This window comes from Allobosea sp. FG18 (assembly GCF_057809495.1).
The window spans coordinates 47,153-69,599 of record NZ_JBMDKB010000006.1 but is presented as its reverse complement, the minus strand read 5'-3'; the positions used below and the strand labels follow the sequence as shown (position 1 = coordinate 69,599).

Below are 22,447 nucleotides of genomic sequence, written 5' to 3'. Positions count from 1 at the left end.
GACGGAAATGCAGGCTTCACTGTTTGTAAGTGGCGTCGCAAACTGTCTGACAAAAGAGGGGACGGTTTTGGTTTTCGCAGTGGACAGCAAGCGGCAGGCAGCGGGAGCGGCCTGCCATCGGGAAAACGTCGGGTGAGCGCCGGTTCGCAGCGATTCGGGCGCTACGCCCTGAACGGTGCAGCCGCGCTTTCGCTCGGCTTCATCCTGCTTCCGTTGATCTTCGTGACCTGGCTCGCCTTCTTCCGACAGGAGATCCCGTCCTTTCCGCCGGAAGGCTACTCGCTGAAATGGTTCGCCGGGGCGGCGAACAACAAGTCCTTCATCGACGGCTTCACGCTGAGCCTTCAGGTCGCCATTGCATCGACGCTGATCGGCCTTCTGCTGGGGGTGCCGGCGAGCCTGGCGCTGGTGCGCCACCGCATCCCGCTGGGCGGTGGCATCAGCACGCTCCTGCTCTTGCCGCTGGTGATGCCCGGCATCGTGCTGGGCACTGCGACCTATGTCTTCCAGATCGAGGTCGAGATCGCCACGCAATGGCCGGTGATGGGCTCGCTCGCGGGTCTCGTCGCCGCGCATACGCTCGTCGTGATCCCCTGGGTGGTCCGGCTTGTGACGGCGAGCCTCGCGGGCTTCGACCGCTCGATCGAGGAGGCCGCGCAGAATCTGGGCGCCGGCCCGGTCACCACCTTCTGGAGGGTGACGCTGCCGAGCATCCGGCCCGGCATCGTCGCGGCCTCTCTGTTCGGCTTCGTGACCTCGTTCGGCAATCTCGAGATGAGCCTGTTCCTGGTCGGGCCGGGGCGGACGACGCTGCCGATCGCGATCCTCCAGTATCTCGAATGGAAGATCGATCCGACGGTGGCGGCGGCATCCCTGATCCAGATCGTCCTGATCTGCGTCGCGATGGTCGTGACCGATCGCTATGTCAAACTGAGCCGGGTGGTGTGAACGGATGGCGAGATACTAACGTGGCACGTCTCTCGATCTCGCATCTGAAGAAGACCTACGGCGCGCTGACGGTTGTCGACGATGTCGACATCGCGGTCGCCGAAGGCGAATTCCTCGTGCTGCTCGGCCCCTCCGGCTGCGGCAAGACGACGACCCTGCGCATGGTCGCCGGCTTCATCGCGCCGACCTCCGGGGCGATCACGATCGGCGAGCAGGACGTCACCAACCTGCCGCCGTGGAAGCGCCATTGCGGGCTGGTCTTCCAGAGCTATGCGCTGTTCCCGCATATGACCGTCGCGCAGAACGTCGCCTTCGGGCTGGAGATGCACAAGGTACCGCAGGCCGAGCGCGGTCCGCGCGTCGCCGAGGCGCTCAGGCTTGTCCGGCTCGGCGGCTTCGACGAGCGCTATCCGCGCCAGCTCTCCGGCGGCCAGCAGCAGCGCGTCGCGCTCGCCCGCGCGCTGGCGATGGAGCCGAAGGTGCTGCTGCTTGACGAGCCGCTGTCCAATCTCGACGCCAAGCTCAGGCTCGAAGTCCGGATCGAGATCCGCGAATTGCAGCAGAAGCTCGGCCTCACCACGATCATGGTGACCCATGACCAGGAGGAGGCGCTGACGATGGCGGACCGCCTCGTCGTCATGGAAAAGGGGCAGGTGCGCCAGATCGGTACCCAGCGCGAGCTCTACGAGAAACCGGCCGACCGGTTCGTCGCCGGCTTCATCGGGCGCAGCGCCTTCATCGAAGGGCAGGTGACGGGGCAGGGGCGCTTCCGCACGGGCGGCGGGCTCGACATCGCCTGCATCGCCGCTGCCGCGCCCGGACCGGCGACGCTGGCGCTCAGGCCCGAGCGGATCGCGGTCGGGGCTGAGGCGGATGGGTTACCCAACCGCTTTCCGGCGCGGGTCGAGCATGCCTCCTATCTCGGCGCGCTGCTCGACGTGCAGGTCGCGCTCAACGAGCAGGACCGCATGCTCCTGCAGATCCCGAACAAGGTCGGGTTCGCCGAGCCGCATGTCGGCGAGAGCATCACGATAGGCTGGGCCGAAAGCGCCGGGCTCGTCTATCCGCAAGGAGCCTGAAGGCTCATCCGGCGTCCAGAAACGAGGGGAATACCATGGCTTCATTCGACAGGCGGGATCTTCTGAAGGGCGTAGGCGCAGCCGCGCTCGCCACCGCGACCGGCATGCCGGCCTTCGCCCAATCCGGCGGCCGCGTCGTCGTCGGCACCTGGGGTGGCGACTATGCCAGGCTGCTGACCAAGAACATCGAGGACCCGATCCTCAAGCCCAAGGGGCTTGAAGTGGTGCAGGATCAGGCCGGCGACGCGCCGCGCCGCGCCAAGATGGTCGCCGAACGCCGCCTGCCGCGCGGCACGGTCGATATCCAGGGCCTCTCCGCCGCCAACATGTACGAGATGAACGAAGCCGGCGTGCTCGAGCAGATCGACTATTCCAAGCTGCCCAACGCCAAGAACCTGCTGCCGACGATGAAGTACCCCTATGGCATGGGGCACATCTATTCGGGCAACGTCGTGATCTACAATCCCAAGATCATCTCGCCGGCGCCGAAGGGCTTCAAGGACTGGCTCGACCCGAAATGGGGCTCGAAGATCGGCTTCATCGACATCCAGTACCAGTCGATCTTCATCGCGGCCTCGATGGCCGCGACCGGCGGCAAGGACATGAACGACATCGAGAAGGCCAAGGAAGTCCTGCTCGCGGTCAAGAAGGCCGGCGCGCGCGTCTATCCGACCAACGAGGCCTTCGCCCAAGCGATGAAGAACGAGGAAGTCGGCATCAGCGCGATCTGGAAGGCGCGCGTCGTGCAGTGGCAGAATGCCGGCATCCCCTGCGAGGCTGTGTCGCCGATCGAAGGCATTCCGACCTATGTCTCGGGCTTCGTGATCCAGAAGAACGCGCCGAACAAGGACAATGCCTACGCCTATATGGACGCGATGCTGGCCAAGGCGCCGCAGGAGGCCTTCGCCGTCGACATGGGCTATAACGGCACCGTCACCGGCCTCAATGTCGATCCGGCGCTGCACAAGCGCATCGGCTTCACGCCCGAGGAGGAGAAGACCCTCAAGGATCTCGACTACGCCTTCCTCGCCAAGAACGACGCGGCGATGAAGGAATGGTGGGACAAGGTCTTCAAGGGCTGATGCCCCCTTTGTCATTCCGGGGCGCTCCGCAGGAGCGAACCCGGAACCCACGACTGGGCGAGGCCTGTATTTTCGACAACCGCGATCGCTCGCCCGGTCGTGGGTTCCGGGTTCATGCCTTCGGCATGTCCCGGAATGACAGGAGTTGGTTATGAGTGTTTCCGCTCCCGAAGCCGTCGCCGGCGCCCGCACCAGACTCGCCGGCCTGCTCGTCGTGCCGGCGACGCTCTTCGTCGCGCTCATGCTGATCGGGCCGCTCGCGATCCTGTTCCGCTACTCGCTCAACAAGTTCGTGCCCGGCCAGTTCATGGTCGATGCGCTGGTGATCGAGAATTACGTCAAGTTCTTCACCGACGCCTATTATCTCAACGTGCTCGCCCGCACGGTCCGCGTCGCGGTGATCTGTACGCTGGCCTGCCTGATCATGGGCTTCCCGCTCGCCTATGTGCTGGCGCGCACGCAAAGCCGCTTCAAGAACCTGATGGTCATCGCGGTGGTGCTGCCGCTCTTCGTCGGCAACGCGGTGCGCGCTGCCGGCTGGATGACGCTCTTCGGCAGCAAGGGCGCGTTCAACGCCTCGCTGATGGGGCTTGGCCTGATCGATCAGCCGCTGGAGATCATGTATACCGAGAATGCCGTGCTGATCGGCATCATCGCAGTCAACCTGCCCTTCATGGTGCTGACGCTGCAGAGCGTGATCGAGGGCATTCCGCGCAATGTCGAGGAGGCCGCCTTCAGCCTCGGTGCCGGCCCCGCGGCGATGTTCCGCCGCGTGCTCTGGCCGCTGGCGCTGCCCGGCATCCTCGCCGGCACGATCCTGACCTTCATTCTGGCGATGAACGCCTATGCCACGCCCGTGCTGCTGGGCGGGCCGAAATTCCAGATGATGGGACCGCTAGTCTATGGCCAGTTCGCGCAGCAGAACAACTGGCCCTTCGGCGGCGCGATCTCGTTCATCCTGATGACCGCGACGATCTTGCTGACGATGATCGCGCATCTCACGGTGCAGCGGCGCTATCGATAGGGCGAGTTGCTCATGTGAGCCCTCATCCTGAGGAGCCATTCTCTTGGGAATGGCGTCTCGAAGGATGTTTCAGGAGGCTCCGGAGACATCTGGAACATCCTTCGAGACGCCGCTGACGCGGCTCCTCAGGATGAGGGCTCGGAAAGGCTGATGGTCTCTGAAGGCGGCGCAAACGAAACCGCCTCCGGCCGCGTGGCCGGAGGCGGGTTTCTAGTCATTCGGCAACCTGCAGGACCGGCGGCTCGATATCGTGCCGGGCGAGCGGGCGGTTCCCCGCCAGCTTCCGCATCAGCACGTAGAAGACCGGCGTCAGGAAGATGCCGAAGGCGGTGACGCCGATCATGCCGGCGAAGACCGCGATGCCCATCGCCTGCCGCATCTCGGCGCCGGCCCCGGTCGAGATCACCAGCGGCACCACGCCCATGACGAAGGCGAGCGAGGTCATCAGGATCGGACGCAGGCGCAGGCGGCTGGCTTCGATTGCGGCCTCGACCGGCGTCCTGCCCTCGAATTCGAGTTCCCTAGCGAATTCGACGATCAGGATGGCGTTCTTGGCGGATAACCCGACCAACACCACGAGGCCGATCTGGGTGAAGACGTTGTTGTCTCCACCCGAGAGCCAGACGCCGGTCAGCGCCGCCAGCAGGCCCATCGGGATGATCAGCAGGATCGCGATCGGCAGGGTCATGCTCTCGTACTGGGCCGCCAGCACCAGGAAGACCAGAAGGATCGCGACCGGGAAGACGATCACTGCCGAGTTGCCGGCGAGGATCTCCTGATAGGTCAGCTCGGTCCATTCGAAGGCGAAACCCTTGGGCAGGGTCTCCTTCGCGATGCGCTCCACCGCCTCCTGCGCCTGTCCCGAGGAGAAGCCCGGAGCCGCGCCGGCATTGATGTCGGCCGAGAGGAAGCCGTTATAGCGCATGGCGCGTTCCGGCCCGGAATCGGTGCGGACGTTGAGCACGGCGCTGAGCGGGATCATCTCGCCGGACGTCGAGCGCACCTTGAGCTGGCCGATATGCTCGGGCTGGGCGCGGAAGGGCGCATCGGCCTGGACGCGCACGGTGTAGGTGCGGCCGAAGCGGTTGAAGTCGTTGACATAGGTCGAGCCGAGATAGGTCTGCAGCGTGTCAAAGACCTCCGTCACGGGCACGCCGAGCTGGCGGGCCTTGGTGCGGTCGATATCGGCATAGAGCTGCGGAACGTTGACCTGGAAGCTCGAGAACATGCCGGCGATCTCCGGCGCGGTCGCGGCCTTGCCCATGAAGGCCTTGGTTGCCTCGTCGAGCGCGGCATAACCCAGCCCGGCGCGATCCTCGATCTGCAGCTTGAAGCCGCCGATCGTGCCGAGGCCCTGCACGGGCGGCGGCGGGAACATCGCGATGAAGGCCTCCTTGATGCCCGAGAACTCCTTGTTGAGCTGCATCGCGATGGCGTTGCCGCTGAGCGACGGGTCCTTGCGCTGGTCGAAGGGCTTCAGGCCGACGAAGACGATGCCGGAATTCGACGAGTTGGTGAAACCGTTGATCGAGAGGCCGGGGAAGGAGATGGCGTTCTCGACGCCCGGATGCTTCAGCGCGATCTCGTCCATGCGGCGGATGACATCCTCCGTGCGGTCGAGAGTCGCGGCATCGGGCAACTGCGCGAAGCCGACGAGATACTGCTTGTCCTGGCCCGGCACGAAGCCCGAGGGCACGGCCTTGAACAGCACGCCGGTCGCCCCGAGCAGCACGACATAGACCGCGAGCATCACGGCGCGATGCGAGATCACCCGGCGCACGCCGCCGCCATAGGCCTCGGACGAGCGGTTGAAGAAGCGGTTGAAGGCGCGGAAGAACCAGCCGAACAGCTTGTCCATGAAGCGGGTCAGCGCGTCCTTGGGAGCGTGATGGCCCTTGAGCAGGAGCGCGGCGAGCGCCGGCGACAGCGTCAGCGAGTTGATCGCCGAGATCACCGTCGAGATCGCGATGGTCAGCGCGAACTGGCGGTAGAACTGCCCGGTCAGGCCCGAGATGAAGGCCAGCGGCACGAAGACCGCGACCAGCACCAGCGCGATCGCGATGATCGGGCCGGAGACCTCGCGCATCGCCTTGTAGGTGGCTTCGCGCGGCGAGAGGCCGTTCTCGATATTGCGCTCGACATTCTCGACCACGACGATCGCGTCGTCGACGACGATGCCGATGGCGAGCACCAGCCCGAACAGGCTGAGCGCATTGATCGAGAAGCCCATGAGATACATCACCGCGAAGGTGCCGACGACCGAAACCGGCACGGCGACGAGCGGGATGATCGAGGCGCGCCAGGTCTGCAGGAAGACGATGACGACGAGCACGACGAGCGCCACCGCCTCAAGCAGCGTGGTGATGACGGCCTTGATCGAGGCCCGCACGAACTGGGTGGTGTCGTAGACGATCGAGTAGTCCACGCCCTCGGGCATGTTCTGCTTGATCTCGCGCATCGTCTCCTGGACGCGGTCGGCGATCGCGATGGCGTTCGAGCCCGGCGCCTGGAAGACGGGGACAGCGACGGCCGACTTGCCGTTCAGCAGCGAGCGCAGCGCATAGTCCGCGGCGCCCAATTCAATGCGGGACACGTCCTTGAGCCGGACGACCGCGCCGTCGGCGGCGGTCTTGACGATGATCTCGCCGAACTGCTCCTCGTTCTGCAGGCGGCCTTGCGCGTTCACCGAAAGCTGGAGATCGAGGCCCGGCGCATTCGGCGAGGCGCCGATGACACCGGCCGCTGCCTGGACGTTCTGGGCGCGGATCTCGCGCACGACGTCGCCGGGCGACAGCCCGTGCTCCGCGACCTTCTGCGGGTCGAGCCAGACGCGCATCGAGTAGTCGCCGGAGCCGAAGAGCTGGACCTGGCCAACGCCGTCGATGCGGGCGAGCCGGTCCTTGACGTTGAGCACCGCGTAATTGCGCAGATAGGTCATGTCATAGCGGCCGTTCGGCGAGGTGATATGCACCACCATCGTCAGATCGGGCGAGCTCTTGACCGTGGTGACGCCGAGCCGGCGCACCTCTTCCGGCAGCCTCGGCTCGGCCTGGCTGACGCGGTTCTGCACGAGCTGCTGGGCCTTGTCCGGGTCGGTGCCCAAGCGGAAGGTGACGTTGAGCGTCATGACGCCGTCGGTCGTCGCTTGGCTCGACATGTAGAGCATGCCTTCGACGCCGTTGATCTGCTCCTCGATCGGCGTTGCCACCGTCTCGGCGATCACGCGCGGGCTGGCACCCGGATATTGCGCCCGCACGACGACCGTCGGCGGGACAACTTCCGGATATTCCGAGATCGGCAGGGCCCTGATCGAGAGCAGCCCTGCCAGGAAGATGAGAACAGAGAGGACCGCCGCGAAGATCGGCCGGTCGATGAAGAATTTCGAGAGGTTCATGGGGCGCCCCCTTTCGAGCGGCTTATTGGACCTGCGGCCACGGACCCGCCCTTGCGGCATCCGTGGCTGGTCGTGTCGGTCAGCGTTGCGCGAGTTCGGTCGCGGGCTTCTTCAGTTCGCTCTTCTGCGCCATCGGCACCGGCTCGGGCGCGACGGTCGCGCCGGGGCGGACGCGCTGGAGGCCGTTGACGACGATGCGCTCGCCGGGCTTCAGGCCGGCATTGACGACGCGCAGACCGTCATGGGCCGCGCCGAGCGAGACCTCGCGCCATGCCGCCTTGGCGTCGTCGCCGACGACGAAGACGAACTTCTTGTTCTGGTCGGTGCCGACCGCGCGCTCGTTGATGACGAGCTGCTGCTCGGCCTTGGCCTGCCCGAGCTGGACCCGGACGAACTGGCCGGGCATCAGCTTGCCGTCCGGATTGTCGAGCTTGGCGCGCACCCTGACCGTGCCGCTGGCGCCGTCAATGCCGTTATCGACGAAATGTAGCTTGCCGGTGAACTGCGCGGCCTGCGCCGTCGCGGTGCCGATCCTGACCGGGATCTGCTCCAGCGCCCGCGAACCGTCCGGCAGCGAGGCCAATGCGTCGAGCACGCTGCGCTCGTCGGCATTGAAGGCGGCGTAGATCGGATCGACCGAGAGCAGCGAGGTCAGGACCTGCCCGCCGGCCGCGATCAGGTTGCCGATGGTAACGTCGAGCCGGCCGATGCGGCCGCTGATCGGGGCGCGGATCTGGGTGTAGTCGAGGTTGAGCTGCGCCGTGCGGCGCGCGGCCTCGGCAGCCTGAAGATTGGCCTGCGCCTCCCGCAGGTTGTTGACGCGGGTGTCGACGTCGCGCTGGGAGAGGTTGCGGGTCGCCAGCAATTGCTGGCCGCGCTCGTTCTCGCTCTCGGCCAGCGCAACGCGTGCCTTCGCGCCCTGCACCTGAGCCTCGGCCCGCTGGAGATCGGCGAGATAAGGCGCCTGGTCGATGCTGACCAGCAGGTCGCCCTGCTTCACGAGGTTGCCCTCGCGAAAGTGCACGGCCTCGACCACGCCAGCGACGCGTGAGCGCAATTCGACGCGCTCGATCGCCTCCAGCCGGCCGGAGAATTCGGCCCAGGGCACGACCTCGCGCGCCTCGACGGTCGCGACGGAGACAGGGACGGCCGGCGGGGCGGCAGGGGCGGTGTCGCCCTGCGCGCGGGTGCCGGAGAGGGAGAAGACCGTGATGGCGGTCAGCGCGACGGAGGCAGTGAGGCCGGCCAAAAGGCCGCGACGGTTCGTTCCCGGAATCATGGGGTCGGTCCTTCCTTGGAAATGCTTGGGGTGTTCGAAAGAGGGAGAGCGCTAGGAGGGCGCGGTCCGTTCATAGAAGGCGGCGATCTCGCCGCAGCTCTTGCAGAGACAGGAACCTTCCTCCGCCGCGTCCGCATAGGCTTGCGGCCAGCGCGTCGGCGCGGTGAACTCGACATGGCGGACGGCGATGCCGGCCTGGCCGAGGCGATCGGCGTATTGCGCGGCTTCGTCACGCATCGGGTCATCCTGGCCGCTGATCAGCAGGGCCGGGGGCAGGCCGGCGAGGCGCGTCGCCTGAAGCGGGGCGGCGTAGGGGTGGGCGGCGCGCTCGGGCGTGCCGAGATAATCGGCCCAGCCATCGGCCCAGCGGCAGCCGACCGGGCCGGCCTGCACGTCGCGTAGCGAGGCCGTGCCGAGGCAGGCGTCGAGCATCGGCGAGAACAGGATCTGGCCGGCGAGCGCCGGGCCACCGCGATCACGCGCCATCATGGCGAGTGCCGCGGCGAGATTGCCGCCGGCTTCCTCGCCGGCGATGTAGAGCGGCGCGCCGCGCGTCGCCCAGCGATTGCGACCCCTGGCAAGAGCCTCAAGCGCTGCATAGATGCGCTCCAGCGTCTCAGGGAAGCGCTGGACCGGCGCGAGCGGATAGGAAAGCGAGAACACGACCGCGCCGGCTTCGGTCAGGGCCGTGGCGACGGCCTGCCCTTCGGCTGGCGAGCCGCTGTTGAAGTGGCCGCCATGCAGATGCAGCACGAGCCCGGCATTGTCCGGGACCTCGGCGGGAACGTAGAGCCGGCCGGTGAAGGTCTCTCCACGGGCGCTCAGGGTTTCCTCCCGCCAGAATACGGAGAGGACCGGTTGTAGTCTCTGCGCGGCGATCGCGGGCATGGCTCACCCTCGCTGTTGCGGTGCACCACGAGATAGTGAATCGGGATTTCGGAATAAATACGCTATTGGCTTATTCATTGTTCACGTACGGAAACAATCTGAGGGCAAATGGATCAGCTTGCCGCGATGCGGGCTTTCGTGCGGGTCGTCGAGACCGGGACCTTCACGCGCGCCGCCGATCTCCTGGACATGCCGAAGCCGACCGTCACCAAGCTGATCCAGCAATTGGAGGCGCATCTGCGCGCCAAGCTCCTGAACCGGACGACGCGACGCGTGACGGTCACCATGGACGGCGCGGCATATTACGAACGGGCGCTGCGCCTGCTCGACGAGCTCTCCGAACTCGACGCCAGCCTTACGCTCGCGCAGGCGCGGCCGAGCGGGCGTCTCAGGGTCGATTGCAGCTCGTCTCTCGCGGTCTCTGTGATTATCCCGGCGCTTCACGAATTCCAGGCGCGCTATCCCGATATCCAGCTCGATCTCGGCCTGAGCGACCGGCCGGCCGACCTGATCGGCGAGAATCTCGATTGCGCGGTGCGGGCCGGCGAGATCGTCGACCAGAGCCTGATCGCAAGGCGGATCGGCGAGATGCAGCTCATCACCTGCGCGACGCCGGACTATCTCGCGCGCTTCGGCACGCCAGTCCATCCGCGCGATATCGAGGACGGGCACCAGATCGTCGCCTACCGGCCGGCGCTCGGCGGCCGGGTGCTGCCGCTGGTCTATCAGAGCCTCAGTGAGACGATCGAGGTCAGCGGGCGCCACACGATCGCGCTCAATGACGGCATGGGCTATCTCGCCGCCGGGCTCGCCAGCCACGGCATCATGCAATTGCCGACCTTCATGGCCCGGGTGCCGATCGCTGACGGTCGCCTCGTGCCGCTGCTCATGGACTGGTGCACGGCGCCGAAGCCGCTGCACATCGTCTATCCGCCGAACAGACACCTCAGCAACAAGGTGCGCGTCTTCGTCGACTGGCTGGCGGAGCTGTTCGCGCGCGACGAATTCGTGCTGTCGCGCGGCGGCAATTGCAAACCGACGATCCTGCCGGCCGTGCCGCTGCCGATCCCGGCCAAGGCCGATCAGCTCTCGTCGAGCAGCAGCGCGTAGATATCCTCGCCGCCCGCGGCATTGCGGATGCGGTCGCGGATCTCGGCCGGGCGTAGGCGCTTCGCGATGCAGGCCAGCGCGTCGATGCGGCCCTTGCCGCCGTTCACCGGCGTCAGCACCAGGCAGACGAGATCGACCGGCGCGCCGTCGATCGCTTCATAGGCGACGGGTTTCTCTAGCCGTGCCAGCAGGCCGAAAGGCTCGGCGAGACCCTCGACCGGTGCGTGCGGCATCGCCAGCCCGCCGCCGACCCCCGTGGAGCCGAGCGCTTCGCGGCGGTGCAGTGCGTCGAGGATCGCGGCTTCGGGCAAGGCTAGTTGCTCGGCCGCCTTTTTCGCGAGCGCGCGGAAGAGGGCGGGCTTGGTCGCGGCCGAGAGCTTGACGATGGAGCGCGGGCGGATGATGTCTGCTGGAATCATGGATCGGTCTTATGCCTTGCGGCAGGGGTCACTCGGCTTCGCGCAGGCGATAGCCGACGCCGGTCTCGGTGGTGATGTATTGCGGCTGGTCGGGGACGCGCTCGATCTTCTGGCGGAGCTGCCGGACATAGACGCGCAGGTACTGCACATCGGCCGAGGCGCCCCAGACCTGCTTCATCAGGAACTGATGGGTCAGCACCTTGCCGGCATGCTGCACGAGGATGCGCAGGATGTCGTATTCCTTGGGCGAGAGCTTCACCTCCTGCTCGCCCAGCCTGACGATGCGCTTGACGAGGTCGACCGAGAGCTCGCCGGTCTGGAAGATCGGCTTTTCGCCCTGCTGCTGGAGCTTGTGGCGCAAGGCGACGCGTAAGCGCGCCGCCAATTCCTTCATGCCGAAGGGTTTGGTGACATAGTCGTCGGCGCCGTTTTCGAGAGCCGCGACGATGCCGGCCTCGTCGGTGCGACTCGACAGGATGACGATGGGCAGGACCAGCGCCTCGGCGCGCCATTTCTGCAGGAGTTCCTGCCCGGAGAGATCGGGCAGGCCGAGATCGAGGATAACGAGATCGGGTAGGGCCTCGGCGATGCGCTCAATCGCCTCACGCCCCGTCGCGGCCTCGCGGATGGCGTAGCCCTCGGTCGAGAGGCCGACGCGGAGCAGGCGGCGGATCGCCGGCTCGTCGTCCACGACCAGCACTTTGATGTCCGTTGCCGTCATGTCTGCGGTTCCACTTGGTTGGGCTGGGCGTCGGCCGGCATGCGGATGGTGAAGATTGCGCCGCTGTGATCGGCTCGGTTGGCCGCCGTGATCGTGCCGCCCATCGCCTCGACGAAGCCGCGGCAGATGGCGAGGCCGAGCCCGGTCCCGGCGCGGACCTGATCGCCCTTGCGGACGCGGTAGAAGCTGTCGAAGACGCGTTCGAGATCGGCGGGCGGCAGGCCCGGCCCCTCGTCGGTGACCGTTACGAGAACCTGGTTGCCGTCCTGCCGGGAACCGATCGCGATGGCGCTGCCGGTGGGGGCGTATTTCGCGGCATTGTCGAGCAGGTTGAACAGCACCTGCTCGAACAGGACGGGGTCGAGCCTGAGCATCGGCAGGTCGCCGGGCAGTGCGGTTTCGACGTGGTGGCCGGCGGTGATCTTGCTGGCGCGGCGCAAAGCGCTGCCGACCACGTCGGCAACATCGACCAGGGCCGCATTCGGCTCCATCGCGCCGGATTCGATCCGGGTCATGTCGAGGAGATTGGCGATGAAGCGGCTGAGGCGCTCGGATTCGTCGATCAGGGTCGCGAGCAGGGCCGTGCGGTCGTCCTCAGGCAGGGCGTTGCGATAGTCGCGCAAGGTGCCGGCCGCGCCCATGATCGAGGCCAGCGGCGTCTTCAGGTCATGCGAGATCGAGGTCAGCAGGGCCGAGCGCAGGCGGTCGGCTTCGGCCGCGAGCTTCGCGCGGTCGACATCGGCGACGAGCTGGATGCGCTCGATGGCGACGGCGGCCTGATCGGCCAGCGCATCGAGCAGGCGCTGCTGTTCCGGCGTCAGCAGAGGGGCTTCCTTGTCGTCGTCGAGGCCGATCACGCCGATGGCAGTGCGGCCGGTGCGCAGGGGCAGGTAGAGCCGCTTGGCCCCAGGAAGGGTATCGGCGCCACGCCCGGCCGGGCGATCATGCTCCCAGGCCCAGCGCGCGGCGGCGATGTCGGCATCGACCAGCGTATCGTCGGGCGGATAGCCGGCGCGCACCGCGATCGTTCCGTCCTCGGGCATCAGGATGACGACGCGCAGGCGCAGCATCGAGGCTATCTGGAAGGCGCTGGCCCAGAGAACGTCATCGAGCGTGCCGGTGCCGGCGAGCTTCTTCGAGAAGAGATAGAGGTCCTCGGTGGTGCGGACGCGCTGACGGGCGGCATTGGCCTGGCGCTGGACGCGGGCGGTGAGGTTCGAAGCGATCAGGGCGACGAGCAGGAAGAAGCCGAGCGCGACGACATTTTCGGGATCGGCGATCGTCAGCGTGTAGAGCGGCGGGATGAAGAAGAAGTTCAGTGCGAGCGCACTCAGCAGCGAGGCGAAGAGGGCTGGACCCAGCCCGGTGGTCACGGCTGAAGCAAGCACGGCGGTGAGGAAGACCAGCGCGATATTGCGCAGATCCATGATCTGGCTGAGCAGTTCGGCTGCGCCGAGCGCGGCCGCGACATAGGCCGCTGCCGCGAGATAGGGCTTAGGCGCAAAGCCGGGCTTGCCGATGGCCGAGACGCCGGCATCCGCCTCCGGCGGCTGCTCGCGCAAGGCGACGACATGCACGCCGATATCGCCGGTCCGGCTGATCAATTCATGCGAGACGGAAGGCCTCAGCCATTCGCGCCAGCGCGGCTTGGCCGGTTTGCCGACGATGATCTGGGTGACGTTGCCGGCGGCGGCATGGCGCAGGATCTCGCCAGCGACGTCCTGTCCGGGCAGGGTGATCGCCTCGGCGCCAAGCTGTGCCGCAAGCCGGAGCGCATTGGCGATGCGAGTCTTCGCGGCCTCGGGCAAGGCCGCGGCCTGAGGCGTCTCGACATAAAGCGCGCTCCAGGGTGCGCGCAGCCGGTCGGCCTGCCGCTTGGCATGGCGGATGAGGGCAGGCCCCCCGACGCTGTCGTCGATGCAGACCAGGATGCGCTCGCCCGCCGCCCAGGGGCCGGAGATCGCGTGTTCCTGCATATGGCTGAGCAGCTGGTCGTCGACCCGCTGCGCGGTACGGCGCAGCGCCAGCTCGCGCAGGGCCGTCAGGTTGCCCGATGAGAAATAGTTGGCGACGGCGCGCTTGGCGGTCTTGCCGAGATAGACCTTGCCCTCTTCGAGCCGCTTGATCAGGTCGGCTGGTGTCAGGTCGATGATCTCGATATCGTCGGCGCGGTCGACGATCGAATCGGGCACGGTTTCGCGGACGCGGATGCGGGTGATCTGGGCGACGACGTCGTTCAGGCTCTCGACATGCTGGATGTTGAGCGTGGTGTAGACGTCGATGCCGCGCGACAGCAATTCCTCGACATCGAGATAGCGCTTGGGATGGCGGCTGCCGGGCGCATTGGTATGGGCGAGTTCGTCGACGAGGACGAGGGCCGGGCGCCGCGCCAGGATCGCGTCGAGGTCCATCTCGTCGAGCGCGCGGCCCTTGTAGTCGACGAGCCGGCGCGGGACGATCTCGAAGCCGTCGACCAAGCTTTTCGTCTCGCTGCGGCCATGGGTCTCGACGACGCCGATCACGACATCGATCCCTTCCGCCCGGCGGGCGCGGCCGGAGGTCAGCATCTCATAGGTCTTGCCGACGCCCGGCGCCGCGCCGAGGAAGATCTTCAGGCGCCCGCGCCCTTCGCGCTGGGCGCTGGCGAGGAGCGCCTCTGGTGAGGGCCTGCCTCTCGTCTCGCGATGGCTGTCGGCGATGGTCATGTGGGTCCGCAAGGGGAAAACGGCGGCGCCTCGCGCGCCGCCGGGGTCTTTGTGTCAGCGCTGGGCGGCGCCGTCGAGAGCCAGGTTCAGCGCGAGCACGTTGACGACGGGCTCGCCGATGAAGCCGAGCTTGCGCCGCTCGACATGGGTATCGACCAGCGCTTTCAGCGTCGCAGGGTCGGCATTGCGGGCCTTGGCGACGCGCGCGATCTGGAAATAGGCGGCCTCAGGCGAGATATGCGGGTCGAGCCCGCTGCCTGAGGTCGTCACCAGCTCCATCGGCACCGGCGCGCTCGGGTTCTCGGCCTTGAGCTTCTCGGTCTCGGCCTTGATGCGGTCGACCAGCTTCTGGTTGGTCGGGCCGAGATTGGAGCCGCTGGAATTGGCGGCGTTATAGGGCGCGTCCACGGTCTTCGTGCTGTCGTTCGGGTCGGTGCCGACTGTCGCCGAGGGGCGGCCGTGGAAATAGCGTTCGCTGGTGAAGTTCTGGCCGATCAGGCTGGAGCCGATGATCTTGCCATCCTTCTCGATCAGGCTGCCATTGGCCTGGCGCGGAAACACGGCTTGGGCGATGCCGGTCATGGCGAGCGGGTAGGCGAGGCCGGTGATGGCGGTCAGCGCGACGATCATCACGAGGGCGGGGCGGATCTGCTTGAGCATGTCTGCGGCTCCTTAGACGAGGCCGAGGGCAGTGATGGCCATGTCGATGGCCTTGATGCCGATGAAGGGGACGACGAGGCCGCCGAGCCCGTAGACGGTGAGGTTGCGGCTCAGCAGGGCGCCGGCGCCGACCGCGCGGTACTTCACGCCCTTCAGCGCGAGCGGGATCAGCGCGACGATGATCAGCGCGTTGAAGATGATCGCGGAGAGGATGGCGCTCTGTGGCGTCGCCAGCCCCATGACGTTGAGCGCGCTGAGCTGCGGATAGAAGGCCAGGAACATCGCCGGGATGATGGCGAAATACTTGGCGACGTCGTTGGCGATCGAAAAGGTCGTCAGCGCGCCGCGCGTCATCAGGAGCTGCTTGCCGATCTCGACGATCTCGATGAGCTTGGTCGGGTCGCTATCGAGATCGACCATGTTGCCGGCTTCGCGAGCCGCGACCGTGCCGGTGTTCATGGCGACGCCAACGTCCGCTTGAGCTAGCGCCGGGGCGTCGTTGGTGCCGTCGCCGCACATGGCGACGAGCTTGCCCTTGGCCTGTTCCTCGCGGATCAGGGCGAGCTTGTTCTCGGGCGTCGCCTGGGCGAGGAAATCGTCGACCCCGGCCTCGGCCGCGATGGCCGCGGCGGTCATCGGGTTGTCGCCGGTGATCATCACGGTACGGATGCCCATGCGGCGCAGTTCCGTGAAGCGCTCGCGGATGCCGCCCTTCACGATGTCCTTGAGATGGACGATGCCGAGCAGGCGCCCGTCGCGGGCGACCGCAAGCGGCGTGCCGCCGGCCTTCGACACCTCGGCGGCGATGGCCTGGATCTCGCGCACCGTTTCGGGCGTGGATTTGCCGCTGGCGCCCTCGACATATTTCAGCACGGCATCGACCGCGCCCTTGCGGATCTGTGAGCCCTCGAGATCGACGCCGCTCATCCGGCTCTGCGCGGTGAAGGGCACGAAGGTCGCGTGCAGGGCTCCCATGTCGCGGGCGCGGATGGCGTATTTCTCCTTGGCGAGCACGACGATCGAGCGGCCTTCCGGCGTCTCGTCGGCGAGCGAGGCGATCTGGGCGGCATCGGCCAGCTCCTGCTCGCCGACGCCGCGCACGGGGCGGAACTCGGTCGCCTGGCGGTTGCCGAGCGTGATCGTGCCGGTCTTGTCGAGGAGGAGTGTATCGACGTCGCCGGCGGCCTCGACGGCGCGGCCGGACATGGCGAGCACGTTGAAGCGCACGAGACGGTCCATGCCGGCGATGCCGATGGCCGAGAGCAGGGCGCCGATCGTGGTCGGGATCAGCGTCACGAAGAGCGCGACCAGCACGACGACCGGGATATAGCCGCCGGCATAGGTGGCGAAGCTCGGGATCGTCACGGTGGCGAGCACGAAGATCAGCGTCATGCCGGCGAGCAGGATGTTGAGGGCGATCTCGTTCGGCGTCTTCTGGCGCTCGGCGCCCTCGACCAGCGCGATCATGCGGTCGATGAAGGTCGAGCCGGCCGCGGCGGTGATGCGGACGCGGATCCAGTCCGAGAGCACCTGCGTGCCGCCGGTGACGGCCGAGCGGTCGCCGCCGGATTCGCGGATCACGGGGGCGGATTCGCCGGTGATCGCGGCCTCGTTGACCGAGGCGACGCCCTCGATGACCTCGCCATCGGAGGGGATGATGTCGCCGGCCTCGACCAGAACGACATCGCCGACCTTGAGCGAGGTGCCGGGCACGAGCCGGAACAGGCTGCGGTCATCGCCCGAAAGCAGCTTGGCTTCGGTCTCGGAGCGGGTCTTGCGCAGCGAGTCCGCCTGGGCCTTGCCGCGCCCCTCGGCCACCGCTTCGGCGAAATTGGCGAAGAGCACGGTGGACCAGAGCCAGAGCACGATCTGGAAGGAGAAGCCGAGATTGGCGCCCCCCGTGGCGAGGTCCTTCAGGAAGAGGACGGTGGTCAGCGCGGAGACCACGGCGACGACGAACATCACCGGGTTGCGGGCGAGGCTGCGCGGGTCGAGCTTGCGGAAGGCGTCGGCAAGCGCCGGCAGCAGGATCCGAGCGTCGATCAGGCTCGCGGATTTGGATGGGCTCATAAGAGGCTCCAGCGGAAGGGTGTAAGGTCCGGCTCAGGCAGCGGCGACGAGGCCGGCGAGCGCCCGGACGAGCAGCAGGACGAGGAACAGAGCGACCGTCAGGCCGAGGATGAGGGTGGCAGGGCGCGGGGGCGCCCTGTCCGTTTCCCGCGATGCGGCGTCACGATGGACGGCCTCGCGGCGCAATTGGCGCAGGCAGCTTGCCATGGCGGCCTCCTCAGAAGCTCTGGCCCGCGAGCATCGCGAGATGCTCGACGATCGGGCCGACGGCCAGCGCCGGGAAGAAGGTCAGGCCGCCGACGATCAGGATGACGCCGACGAGCAGGCCGACGAAGAGCGGGCCATCGGTCGGGAAGGTGCCGGCCGAGGCAGGCACGGATTTCTTCGCGGCGAGCGAACCGGCGATGGCGAGCGCCGGGATGATGACCAGGAAGCGGCCGACCAGCATCGTGATGCCGAGCGTGGTGTTGTACCAGAGCGTGTTCGCCGAGAGGCTGGCGAAGGCCGAGCCATTGTTGGCCGCCGCCGAGGTATAGGCGTAGAGGATCTCGGAGAAGCCGTGCGGGCCGCTGTTGCCGGCAGAGGCGACGGCGCCGGGCAGCACCACGGCGATCGCCGTGAAGACCAGCATGCCGGCCGGCAGGCAGAGGATGGCCAGCATCGCCATCTTGACCTCGCGCGCCTCGACCTTCTTGCCGAGATATTCCGGCGTGCGGCCGACCATCAGCCCGGCGACGAAGATCGCCAGCACGACGAAGAGGACGATGCCGTAGAAGCCGGCACCGACGCCGCCGACGATGACTTCGCCGAGTTCCATGTTGATCAGCGGGATCATGCCGCCGAGAGCGGTGAAGCTGCCATGCATGGCGTTGACCGCGCCGCAGGAGGCGGCGGTGGTCACGACCGCGAAGAGGGCCGAGAGCGGGATGCCGAAGCGCATCTCCTTGCCTTCGAGGTTGCCGCCCTGGAGACCGAGGCTCTGGACCAGCGGATTGCCGGCAGCCTCGGCCCAGTAGCAGACGGCGATGCCCATGATGAACAGGGTACCCATGGCCGTGAGGATCGCCCAACCCTGGCGCTGATTGCCGACCATCCGGCCGAAGACATTGGTCAGCGCGGCGCCGATCGCGAAGATCGAGACCATCTGGAGGAGATTGGTGATGGCGTCGGGGTTCTCGAACGGATGGGCCGAGTTGGCGTTGAAGAAGCCGCCGCCATTGGTGCCGAGCATCTTGATCGCGAGCTGGGAGGCGACCGGGCCGCGCGCGATGGTCTGCTGGGCGCCTTCGAGCGTCGTCGCCGTCACGGAGGGATCGAGCGTCTGCGGGACGCCGAGCGCGACATAGGCCAGCGTCAGCAGGATGCAGAGCGGCAGCAGCAGATAGAGCGTCGCGCGGGTCAGGTCGACCCAGAAGCTGCCGACCGATTGGGCGGAGGCGCGGGCGAAGCCGCGGATCAGGGCGATGGCGACGGCGATGCCGGTCGCGCCGGAGACGAAGTTCTGCACGGTCAGGCCTAGCGTCTGCGTCAGGTAGGACATGGTGCTCTCGCCGCCATAGCCCTGCCAGTTGGTATTGGTGACGAAGCTGACCGCCGTGTTGAAGGCGAGGTCGGCAGGCACTGCCGACATGCCGTCCGGGTTCAGCGGCAGCAGGCCCTGAAAGCGCTGCAGCCCGTAGAGCAGCAGCAGCCCGGCGAGGTTGAACAGCAGCAGGGCGACCGCATAGGCGCTCCAGTGCTGTTCCTCGCGCTCATGCGTGCCGGCGAGCGCATAGAGCCCGCGCTCGACCGGCGCGAGCACGGGGGAAAGGAAGGTGCGCTCGCCCTTGAAGACGCGCGTGATGTAGCCGCCGAGCGGCTTCACCAAGGCGAGCACGATCGCGCAGAAGAGCAGGATCTGGATCCAGCCAAAGAGTGTCATGGGGGTGCTTTCTCAGCTCGGCCCGCGCTCAGAAGCGCTCGGGGCGCAGCAGCGCATAGGTGAGATAGACGAGCAGGACCGCAGTCACCGCGCCGCCGAGGAGATAGTCGACGAACATGGATGGGCTCCTTCAGAGCGCGTTGCAGGCCGAGACATAGGCGAGGGCTGCCGCGAAGAAGCCGAGTGCGAGCGCGAGCATGGCGATATCCATTGCCGTGGTCCTTTCGACCGGGCGTTACCGATGGGCCGACGCGCGCGGACCCGCCTTCCTGTTGAAGGCGAGGACACGAGCGGATCGACCATGGGCGGGATTATCGTGCTGGCGGCATAGCCGTTCGAGACGGCCGGCAGCGCCGCAGAATAGGAATTTTATAGGAATTCGGCGTGCCCTGCGGGGCGCGCGGCCTTCAGCCGTGAGGGGTGTCGGACCGGAAGATGCCGGGCTTTCGCGGTACGGCGGTGGGGCGCTCGATCGAGAGGGTCACCTCCGGCGCGCCGTCGCCCATATGCAAGTTGGCGAGGCTATCGTTCAGCACTCTGTCAGCCGCGGTGCGGCGATAGTTGAAACGCAGATAGTCGTGCCAGGTCGGCGTGCGGAAACTCTCGGTCCACACAGCGATGTCGTGCAGGTTCCGGGTCAGGATCCAGCGACGCGCGCCGTTGCGCCCCTGTGCGCGCCGTCGCTGCAGCATCAGGGCGAGAAAGGCTTCGACCTGATCCGGGGCGATCCGATACTCGATCTTGACGGCGATCGGCCCGCTGCGCGGCTTCAGATCGAGGCCCAGAGCCGGTGCCTCGAAGCTTTCGGGCGTCGAGACATCGGAATCCTTGCGCTGGTGGATGGGCAGGAGAAAGCCGAGAAGGGCGACGCCAAGGGACGCCGCGGTCGACGCCTGCAGGGCGAAGCTCAGGGAATAGCTCTCGGTGACCATGCCCCAGAGCCAGCTTCCGGCTGCGAGACCGAGCGAGGTGAGGGCGTAGTAGAGCGAGATCGTCCGGCCGACGACCCAGCGCGGGCTTGCCCATTGCACGCTGATGCTGAGGCCCGACCAGCCCAGCACCCACCCGGCGCCGCCGAGCATCAGTGCGATGGCCGCGACGGCCGGCATCTGCGTCAGCGAAAGGCAGAGCGTGCAGGTCGCGCAAGCCGTGCAGGCCAGTTTCAGCATCTGCTCGTCCGACAGCTTGCGCCGGAGCGTCGTCGAGGCGAGGCCGGCCAGCAGCGCTCCCGCGCCGAAGCCTGCCATCAAGGTGCCATAGGCGATCGCGCCCTGCTTGAGCTGGTCGCGAACCACCAGCGGCAGCAAGGCGAGGATCGCGATACCCGCGAAGCCGAACAGGAAACCGCGCCCGAGCGCCGTCTTGATCTCGGAGGACAGGGAGGTGAAGCGGATGCCGTCGGAGATCGCCGTCAGCATTGCCTCCGGCGGCAATCTCGAGGTCGGCACCTTCCATCGGGAGCGCCAGACGACGGCCAGCGGCGCGAGATGGCCGAGCGTGTACAGGCAGAAGGCGGTCAGGGGGCCGAAGGTCGCCAGGATGATGCCGCCGAGCGCCGGCCCGACGCTGCGCACCGTGTTGAACCCGACGGATGTCAGCGTTACGGCCGCTGCGAGGTCCTTGCGATCGACGATATCGCCCACCGAGGCCTGCCAGGCCGGGTCGTTGAAGGCAATGCCGCAGCCGGCCAGGAAGCTGAAGAACAGGATGACCCAGGGATTGATCATGCCGAGCGCGACGAGGATCGTCAGCGCTACGGCGGTCAGGGTCATCAGCGAGCGGGCTGCCAGCATCACCTTGCGGCGATTGAAATTATCGACGATCGCCCCGGCGAAGATCGACAGGATGAAGGCTGGCAGGTTGGTCGCGGCCTGAACCAGCGCCACCATGACACTGGACGGCGTGATGGTGGCCATGAGCCAGCTCATGGCGATGGTCTGGATCAGCCATCCCAGTCCCGAGATCAGGCCGGCGAGCCAGATCGCCCGAAAGGTGACGTTGCGGAGAGGCGCAAATGGCCCGGTGCTCGCCGCGGGCTTCCGCACATCCATGACTCCGCTCATTTCCGACGTCTGCTCCTCGGCCGCCGGCATGGGTTCCGAGCGTGATTCTGGAATCTTATGTCACGATTTTCGCCTGGAAGGCCTGATTTTCCGGCATGGATGACCTGCAGGGAGATGAATCTTCGCCGCCGGCGGCTGAGCCGCACAGCCCAACAACGCTGAAAATATCGTGAGGACGGCGAATGGTGCCCCTGGCCGGGATCGAACCAGCACTCCTTGCGGAACTCGATTTTGAGTCGAGCGCGTCTACCAATTCCGCCACAGGGGCCCTTTGCAGGCGGGCGGACTATAGCGATCGGCCAATGCCGGTCAATCGCTGGTGCGGCTGTTCCGGCAGGTTTTCGCGGTTGATCTGGAAGGCGTACCGTCGCCCGAAACGAATGGCGGGCGAGATGGCTCGAAAACGTGCCTTTCCGAGGCACGCAAGCGGTTGTGTCCTCTGCCTACCCATGCTCTAGAGCGCGCCATGCTTAAGCGCCTCTACGAATGGACGATGTCACTCGCCGCCCGGCCGCGGGCGACGATCTGGCTGGCGGTCGTCGCCTTCGTCGAAAGCTCGTTCTTCCTGATCCCGGCTGACGTCCTCTTCGTGCCGATGGCGCTCGCCCGGCCTCAACGAGCATACCGGCTGGCCTTCGTGGCGACGCTGCTTTCGGTGCTCGGCGGCATTGCCGGTTATGCGCTCGGCTATTACGCCTTCGAGGCGTTGGCTAAGCCGGTTCTGGCCTTCTACGGCAAGCTCGGCGCCTTCGAGGCGCTCAAGGCCTGCGCCGGACCGGATACGACGCTGATCCTGCTGACGACCTCCGGCCTTGCCCACCTGCCGCCGATCAAGGTGGTGACGATCCTGGCCGGTGCCGTCCATATCGGGCTCGCCTTCTTCGTCATCTCCTGCGTGCTGGCGCGCGGGGCGCGCTTCTTCGCGCTCGCCTTCCTGCTCCGGCGCTATGGCGACACGATCCGCCATTTCATCGAACGTCGCTTGAAAGTGATCGCCGTGGTCGGTGCAGCCCTGCTGATCCTGCTTTATTTCGGCCTCAAGCTCGTCGCAGGGTCGGGCCAGCTTTTCTCCTGCTGAGCCCGT

The 22,447-nt window shown here is 66.8% G+C and carries 18 protein-coding genes and 1 tRNA gene; 6 read left to right on the top strand and 13 right to left on the bottom strand.

The features are described 5' to 3' along the window. Positions 1-132: 132 nt before the first annotated feature. From ACODTJ_RS08690 to ACODTJ_RS08675, 4 genes are all read left to right on the top strand, one after another. Positions 133-948 (top strand): ABC transporter permease, encoded by an 816-nt coding sequence (locus ACODTJ_RS08690; RefSeq protein ID WP_454655525.1) that lies wholly within the window; start codon positions 133-135, stop codon positions 946-948. Positions 949-968: 20 nt separating this feature from the next. Next, the gene (locus ACODTJ_RS08685) at positions 969-2,027 is read left to right on the top strand and encodes an ABC transporter ATP-binding protein (RefSeq protein ID WP_454655526.1); all 1,059 of its coding nucleotides are present in this window, start codon (positions 969-971) and stop codon (positions 2,025-2,027) included. A 35-nt stretch (positions 2,028-2,062) separates the two neighbouring features. After that, positions 2,063-3,109: an ABC transporter substrate-binding protein gene (locus ACODTJ_RS08680; RefSeq protein ID WP_454655527.1), complete on the top strand. Its 1,047-nt coding sequence runs from the start codon at positions 2,063-2,065 to the stop codon at positions 3,107-3,109. A gap of 151 nt (positions 3,110-3,260) precedes the next feature. Further along, complete coding sequence (locus ACODTJ_RS08675) at positions 3,261-4,133, top strand: ABC transporter permease (protein ID WP_336810519.1); 873 nt, start codon at positions 3,261-3,263, stop codon at positions 4,131-4,133. Between the two features lie 214 nt (positions 4,134-4,347). Here ACODTJ_RS08675 and ACODTJ_RS08670 read toward each other — a convergent pair whose 3' ends face one another. From ACODTJ_RS08670 to ACODTJ_RS08660, 3 genes are all read right to left on the bottom strand, one after another. Then, a complete protein-coding gene (locus ACODTJ_RS08670) occupies positions 4,348-7,527 on the bottom strand; it encodes an efflux RND transporter permease subunit (RefSeq protein ID WP_454655529.1) in 3,180 nt (1,059 codons plus the stop codon). A gap of 79 nt (positions 7,528-7,606) precedes the next feature. Continuing rightward, positions 7,607-8,806, bottom strand: coding sequence for an efflux RND transporter periplasmic adaptor subunit (locus ACODTJ_RS08665; protein WP_454655530.1), 1,200 nt, complete (start codon positions 8,804-8,806; stop codon positions 7,607-7,609). Positions 8,807-8,857: 51 nt separating this feature from the next. Further along, positions 8,858-9,694, bottom strand: coding sequence for an alpha/beta hydrolase fold domain-containing protein (locus tag ACODTJ_RS08660; RefSeq protein WP_454655531.1), 837 nt, complete (start codon positions 9,692-9,694; stop codon positions 8,858-8,860). Positions 9,695-9,802: 108 nt separating this feature from the next. Between ACODTJ_RS08660 and ACODTJ_RS08655 the strand changes: the two genes are divergently transcribed. Further along, positions 9,803-10,804, top strand: a complete 1,002-nt coding sequence (locus ACODTJ_RS08655; RefSeq protein WP_454655532.1) for a LysR family transcriptional regulator — start codon at positions 9,803-9,805, stop codon at positions 10,802-10,804. Here ACODTJ_RS08655 and ACODTJ_RS08650 read toward each other — a convergent pair. From ACODTJ_RS08650 to ACODTJ_RS08605, 10 genes are all read right to left on the bottom strand, one after another. After that, entirely contained in the window at positions 10,777-11,223 is a 447-nt protein-coding gene (locus ACODTJ_RS08650) for a PTS sugar transporter subunit IIA (protein WP_454655533.1), read from the bottom strand. The genes ACODTJ_RS08655 and ACODTJ_RS08650 overlap by 28 nt on opposite strands. A 28-nt stretch (positions 11,224-11,251) precedes the next feature. Further along, positions 11,252-11,944: a response regulator transcription factor gene (locus ACODTJ_RS08645; protein ID WP_454655534.1), complete on the bottom strand. Its 693-nt coding sequence runs from the start codon at positions 11,942-11,944 to the stop codon at positions 11,252-11,254. Next, positions 11,941-14,649, bottom strand: coding sequence for a DUF4118 domain-containing protein (locus ACODTJ_RS08640; RefSeq protein WP_488848186.1), 2,709 nt, complete (start codon positions 14,647-14,649; stop codon positions 11,941-11,943). The genes ACODTJ_RS08645 and ACODTJ_RS08640 overlap by 4 nt, the downstream gene beginning before the upstream one ends. 54 nt (positions 14,650-14,703) lie before the next feature. Continuing rightward, the gene (locus ACODTJ_RS08635) at positions 14,704-15,309 is read right to left on the bottom strand and encodes a K(+)-transporting ATPase subunit C (RefSeq protein ID WP_454655536.1); all 606 of its coding nucleotides are present in this window, start codon (positions 15,307-15,309) and stop codon (positions 14,704-14,706) included. Between the two features lie 12 nt (positions 15,310-15,321). Further along, a complete protein-coding gene (gene kdpB, locus ACODTJ_RS08630) occupies positions 15,322-17,379 on the bottom strand; it encodes a potassium-transporting ATPase subunit KdpB (protein WP_454655537.1) in 2,058 nt (685 codons plus the stop codon). A 33-nt stretch (positions 17,380-17,412) separates the two neighbouring features. Next, positions 17,413-17,586, bottom strand: a complete 174-nt coding sequence (locus tag ACODTJ_RS08625) for a hypothetical protein (protein ID WP_454655538.1) — start codon at positions 17,584-17,586, stop codon at positions 17,413-17,415. 10 nt (positions 17,587-17,596) lie between these two features. Next, positions 17,597-19,300 carry a potassium-transporting ATPase subunit KdpA gene (gene kdpA, locus ACODTJ_RS08620; RefSeq protein ID WP_454655539.1) on the bottom strand — a complete coding sequence of 568 codons (1,704 nt, stop codon included), beginning with the start codon at positions 19,298-19,300 and terminating at the stop codon, positions 17,597-17,599. A 28-nt stretch (positions 19,301-19,328) separates the two neighbouring features. Further along, a complete protein-coding gene (locus tag ACODTJ_RS08615; RefSeq protein ID WP_173044066.1) occupies positions 19,329-19,418 on the bottom strand; it encodes a K(+)-transporting ATPase subunit F in 90 nt (29 codons plus the stop codon). A gap of 289 nt (positions 19,419-19,707) precedes the next feature. Beyond that, positions 19,708-21,351 carry an MFS transporter gene (locus ACODTJ_RS08610; protein WP_454655540.1) on the bottom strand — a complete coding sequence of 548 codons (1,644 nt, stop codon included), beginning with the start codon at positions 21,349-21,351 and terminating at the stop codon, positions 19,708-19,710. A gap of 195 nt (positions 21,352-21,546) precedes the next feature. After that, positions 21,547-21,631 (bottom strand) — tRNA-Leu (locus tag ACODTJ_RS08605). A 198-nt stretch (positions 21,632-21,829) separates the two neighbouring features. Between ACODTJ_RS08605 and ACODTJ_RS08600 the strand changes: the two genes are divergently transcribed. Next, a complete protein-coding gene (locus ACODTJ_RS08600) occupies positions 21,830-22,441 on the top strand; it encodes a YqaA family protein (RefSeq protein ID WP_454655551.1) in 612 nt (203 codons plus the stop codon). Positions 22,442-22,447 lie beyond the last annotated feature (6 nt).

Bases quoted from the DNA above. Each gene is read 5' to 3' on its own strand.
- ACODTJ_RS08680 (WP_454655527.1), top strand. From the start codon at position 2,063: ATGGCTTCATTCGACAGGCGGGATCTTCTGAAGGGCGTAGGCGCAGCC.
- ACODTJ_RS08675 (WP_336810519.1), top strand. From the start codon at position 3,261: ATGAGTGTTTCCGCTCCCGAAGCCGTCGCCGGCGCCCGCACCAGACTC.
- ACODTJ_RS08670 (WP_454655529.1), bottom strand. From the start codon at position 7,527: ATGAACCTCTCGAAATTCTTCATCGACCGGCCGATCTTCGCGGCGGTC.
- ACODTJ_RS08665 (WP_454655530.1), bottom strand. From the start codon at position 8,806: ATGATTCCGGGAACGAACCGTCGCGGCCTTTTGGCCGGCCTCACTGCC.
- ACODTJ_RS08660 (WP_454655531.1), bottom strand. From the start codon at position 9,694: ATGCCCGCGATCGCCGCGCAGAGACTACAACCGGTCCTCTCCGTATTC.
- ACODTJ_RS08655 (WP_454655532.1), top strand. From the start codon at position 9,803: ATGGATCAGCTTGCCGCGATGCGGGCTTTCGTGCGGGTCGTCGAGACC.
- ACODTJ_RS08650 (WP_454655533.1), bottom strand. From the start codon at position 11,223: ATGATTCCAGCAGACATCATCCGCCCGCGCTCCATCGTCAAGCTCTCG.
- ACODTJ_RS08645 (WP_454655534.1), bottom strand. From the start codon at position 11,944: ATGACGGCAACGGACATCAAAGTGCTGGTCGTGGACGACGAGCCGGCG.
- ACODTJ_RS08640 (WP_488848186.1), bottom strand. From the start codon at position 14,649: ATGACCATCGCCGACAGCCATCGCGAGACGAGAGGCAGGCCCTCACCA.
- ACODTJ_RS08635 (WP_454655536.1), bottom strand. From the start codon at position 15,309: ATGCTCAAGCAGATCCGCCCCGCCCTCGTGATGATCGTCGCGCTGACC.
- kdpB (WP_454655537.1), bottom strand. From the start codon at position 17,379: ATGAGCCCATCCAAATCCGCGAGCCTGATCGACGCTCGGATCCTGCTG.
- ACODTJ_RS08625 (WP_454655538.1), bottom strand. From the start codon at position 17,586: ATGGCAAGCTGCCTGCGCCAATTGCGCCGCGAGGCCGTCCATCGTGAC.
- kdpA (WP_454655539.1), bottom strand. From the start codon at position 19,300: ATGACACTCTTTGGCTGGATCCAGATCCTGCTCTTCTGCGCGATCGTG.
- ACODTJ_RS08615 (WP_173044066.1), bottom strand. From the start codon at position 19,418: ATGTTCGTCGACTATCTCCTCGGCGGCGCGGTGACTGCGGTCCTGCTC.
- ACODTJ_RS08610 (WP_454655540.1), bottom strand. From the start codon at position 21,351: ATGGATGTGCGGAAGCCCGCGGCGAGCACCGGGCCATTTGCGCCTCTC.
- ACODTJ_RS08600 (WP_454655551.1), top strand. From the start codon at position 21,830: ATGCTTAAGCGCCTCTACGAATGGACGATGTCACTCGCCGCCCGGCCG.